Raw genomic sequence first — 2658 nt, 5'->3', positions numbered from 1 at the left:
CCTGAAGGCTTTAGCCCTAAACATCTAATCTGCCTGGGGCTTGAATACTGTCAGCGCTACAATGGCAATGTCGCCTGGTTGACTGACAAAAGGGTTCTGATCGAACAACTTGACCTATGACTTCACGCTAATCCATGCTCAACAGAATTCAACGCCTCCAACCAGAGAGTCGAATTAAATGGGTAGCACTTTTATTTGCTGGTCTTGGGATATTGCTTCTGTGGTGGAGATTGATAAGCCTTAGTGCTAGCTACGACCAGGGAATCTTTCTGCAAGTTTTGTGGAATGGCATAGGAGGCAACCCGTTTGAAAGCACACTTTCTTCCCAGCTCTCTACGAATGTAATTCATAGTGGAGAAGTTCCGTCCGTTGCCTATCAAAGGCTTAGCCAACATTTCACGCCAATTTTAATCACTTGGATCCCACTCGTTCGCCTCCTCGGGATCTGGGCACTGCCTGTCGTACAAATCAGCCTAATTACAGGTGCTGGCTTAGTTCTCTTTCAACTTGCCAAACTTGACCTTAGCCCAAACCTTGCAGAAAGGATCACCGTAGCCTTTTACTGCGCCAATGCCATTGTTGCTCCAACCCTGAGCAATTTCACAGATTTATGCCAATTACCACTCCTAGTTTTTGCGCTCCTTTACGGCTTAAAAACCAATCGCACAGCCTTATGGATCATCAGCGCGCTACTGATCCCATTGATACGTGAAGATACCGGGGTCGTTCTCGCAAGCATTGGCCTATGGCTCTCAATCAGAGATCAACAACGACGCACAATCGGCCTTCTGTTTGTTATTACAGGGCTTGCATGGGTTGGCATCGTCACGAACGTGCTGATGCCGATTTTTGGAGACGACAACAGCAAACGATTCATGGTGTCCAATTTTGGGCAATTTGCACCCAACGCAGAAAGTGCCTCAAGTTTTGACATCGCCAAACAAGTTTTTGGTCAACCATTGACCCTTCTCCGCGAACTGGTCAGCCCACCAGGAGACACCTTGATGTATTTCCTGGGCATGGGACTACCACTCCTGTTCGTTCCCTTAATTTCAGCTGATGCACTTTTAATGGCATCACTTCCCCTTCTAGGGCTATTGTTAGCGCGAGGTAGCAACGACCCTCTATCGATCAATATTCGCTACACATTTTTAGTCGTTCCAGGACTGTTCGCCGGCACAAGCCTGTGGTGGAGGTCACGGCAAAATCTATTTAACTCAAGAAAGCTCAGAAAGATTTGGGCTGGATGTATAGCATTATCGTTAATTTTTGCCGTTGCTGGCAACCAAAATCGAAGCTTTTCTTTCCTCATTCCAGACAGCATTCATCCATGGGTTTATCAGAGCCCCCTTCAGCAATGGGAGCATGGAGTCAAAGCCAGACAAACCCTTCAATCAATCCCTGCCAATGCGTCAGTGAGCGCCAACACAAACTTAATCCCTTGGCTTGCCCAAAGACAGGTTTTAGTGCGCTTTCCGCACGGCACCGAGTACCAAGACATCAATAAGCAAATTCATTCCGTTGACTGGGTTGCAATTGACCTCAAGACGCTGGCTCATTTTTCCGAAGCGTTTTCAAGAGATCGGGAACGTCTAAAGAAAAGTCTGAAGTGGCTTGATGCAAACTCCTCAATCTATCGAGTTCAATCAATTGAAGACGGCGTTGTGGTTTTGAATCGCAATGGCAAAACTGATCAAAAACTGCAACAGGATCTAAATCGATTGATTCAGAATTTTAAAGCTAAAACGATGCCCCCAAGCCAGAGGTGAAACACCTTTTGGCTTGGGGGCTCTCGCCGGGTCTGCTTTGTCGCAGAACCGATTGATCTAGGAGCTAGATGCCGGAATCAGCCGGCGTTCTCCGCGATCAGCAAACCCTGAATGAAAGAACTGGAACTCATGGACACCTCCTCCGAAATGGATTGATGTTGCCGGCGATGCATACGACAAACACTGGTCGAGCCGAAGATCGATAAGCCTTGTCACACCGCTGCGAACTGTACTTATGCAGCATAAAAGAGAAATGCCTTGGGTGCTGAGACACCCTTCATTACTTCTCTGTCTCGCAACACTGGTTATGCCGTAGAGCTCTAAGGCTGATCAATACCATCCCAAGCGGTAGCAGCGTTGCCGCTACCACCGGGTTGATCCCCCACCTGGCCAATCGCGAGGTCCTGATCCGATTTCCTTACAACATCCACTATCAGGATCAAAGCGGACAACAGTTTCCTGTGGATTGGGTTGTGGCTAATTTGCAAAACCAAATCATGTTTCAGACATTCATCAAAAGCGCAAAGGTTTGGAGAGAAACCTCCGACAGCTGAATGACCTCATCGATCAAGATGACGGGGTTTTTGCTTTTGACGACGACGTCGTCCTCCTGCAACGTCAAACAAAAGGAGATGCATCTCAACAAAAAGATTTCGAGGGCTTCTCTGAGGCGCTGACCCTCTAAAACGAGTCTCATCCCATTAAAAAAGCCTTCCATAAAAGGAAGGCTGACGGGGTGATGAAAAAGCTCTGAATCAGAGAGCGTTTCCACGGGGCAGAACCTCTTCAGGGAAGACGAAGTTTTCGTGCGGCTGGTCAGCCGGTGCCATCCAGGCACGCAGACCTTCATTCAGAAGAATGTTCTTCGTGTAGAAGGTTTCAAATTCAG

3 protein-coding genes and 1 pseudogene are annotated in these 2658 nt (G+C 47.7%); 2 read left to right on the top strand and 2 right to left on the bottom strand.

Annotated features, from left to right (window positions below):
• Positions 1–134: 134 nt before the first annotated feature.
• Together NCN04_RS10355 and NCN04_RS10350 are read left to right on the top strand one after the other, a co-directional pair.
• Positions 135–1769 carry a DUF2079 domain-containing protein gene (locus NCN04_RS10355; protein WP_250396048.1) on the top strand — a complete coding sequence of 545 codons (1635 nt, stop codon included), beginning with the start codon at positions 135–137 and terminating at the stop codon, positions 1767–1769.
• 326 nt (positions 1770–2095) lie between these two features.
• Entirely contained in the window at positions 2096–2323 is a 228-nt protein-coding gene (locus NCN04_RS10350) for a DUF2079 domain-containing protein (protein ID WP_350223252.1), read from the top strand.
• On the opposite strand, the gene NCN04_RS10345 is transcribed toward NCN04_RS10350, so the two are convergent.
• On the bottom strand, positions 2272–2541 hold the full coding sequence (locus NCN04_RS10345) for a hypothetical protein (protein ID WP_250396049.1): 270 nt from the start codon (positions 2539–2541) through the stop codon (positions 2272–2274). The two genes, NCN04_RS10350 and NCN04_RS10345, sit on opposite strands and share 52 nt — an antisense overlap.
• Positions 2525–2658, bottom strand: a pseudogene (locus NCN04_RS10340) (photosystem II D2 protein (photosystem q(a) protein)); the annotation flags it as partial. The gene NCN04_RS10345 and the pseudogene NCN04_RS10340, both read right to left, overlap by 17 nt.

The sequence above is a fragment of the Synechococcus sp. MU1655 genome (genome assembly GCF_023630655.1).
GTDB lineage: Bacteria > Cyanobacteriota > Cyanobacteriia > PCC-6307 > Cyanobiaceae > Synechococcus_C.
The sequence above is the reverse complement of the archived record's forward strand: the minus strand, read 5'-3'. Positions and strand labels throughout refer to the sequence as shown.

What these genes read in the sequence shown, in the direction of transcription:
- NCN04_RS10355 (WP_250396048.1), top strand. Translation starts at nt 135, where the DNA reads ATGCTCAACAGAATTCAACGCCTCCAACCAGAGAGTCGAATTAAATGG.